Here is an 816-nt window from a genome sequence, read left to right as displayed (position 1 = left end):
CTCTCCTGAAAGAAAAACACCCTGTCAGCGTACCGCTACAGGGTGGGGGTGACCATCTCATTAGCACCGGGAAACCGCTGATGAGTGGCGCATTCCCGATGCGGACGCCTATGCGCTGTCTCGTACCGAAAAAGAGTGCTACGACGCCTTCCAGTCTCTGGAATATGAAGTAAATACGCTGCACACCGCCAATGGTCAGACGCCGTTCGTCACCTTTGGTTTCGGCCTCGGCACCAGTTGGGAATCGCGCCTGATTCAGCAATCCATCCTGCGCAACCGCATTGCTGGTCTGGGCAAAAACCGTAAAACCGCGGTGTTCCCCAAACTGGTGTTCGCTATCCGCGACGGTGTCAATCACAAGGCTGCCGATCCGAACTATGACATCAAGCAACTGGTACTGAATTGCGCCAGCAAGCGGATGTACCCGGATATCCTCAATTACGATCAGGTGGTTAAGGTTACCGGCTCGTTTAAGACGCCCATGGGCTGCCGCAGCTTCCTTGGCGTGTATGAGGAAGAGGGCAAGCAGATCCACCGAGGATGCGCCTGCCGGATTGGAATCCGGATTAGCGGCAGGCTGTCAGGTGATTGCCGTTAATGCCCCGGCTGATACCCTGGCGTTAGAGGACGTTGATATGGTTCTGACATCGCTAACGCAACTGACCCTGACGCCTACACCGATCGGTGTGCAGGTAAGTAAGCTAACCGATTGATAAAAGCGTAACTAAATATGATCAAAACCCCGCCTCGGCGGGGGTTAATGAGATGGTCACCCCCACCCTGTAGCGGTACGCTGACAGGGTGTTTTTCTTTCAG

Annotated in this window: 2 pseudogenes; both read left to right on the top strand. The window is 54.7% G+C overall.

From position 1 onward, the window contains the following. Positions 1-64: 64 nt before the first annotated feature. Positions 65-541 (top strand): annotated as a pseudogene (nrdD, locus tag CS369_RS01710) (anaerobic ribonucleoside-triphosphate reductase); the annotation flags it as partial. Then, positions 537-713 (top strand): annotated as a pseudogene (locus CS369_RS01705) (phosphatase); the annotation flags it as partial. The pseudogenes nrdD and CS369_RS01705, both read left to right, overlap by 5 nt. Between the last annotated feature and the right edge of the window lie 103 nt (positions 714-816).

Origin of the sequence: Candidatus Symbiopectobacterium sp. 'North America', assembly GCF_015762685.1 — a bacterium.
Lineage (GTDB): Bacteria > Pseudomonadota > Gammaproteobacteria > Enterobacterales > Enterobacteriaceae > Symbiopectobacterium.
Note: the sequence above shows the minus strand (reverse complement) of the source record. Positions and strands in the feature narration are given on the sequence as shown.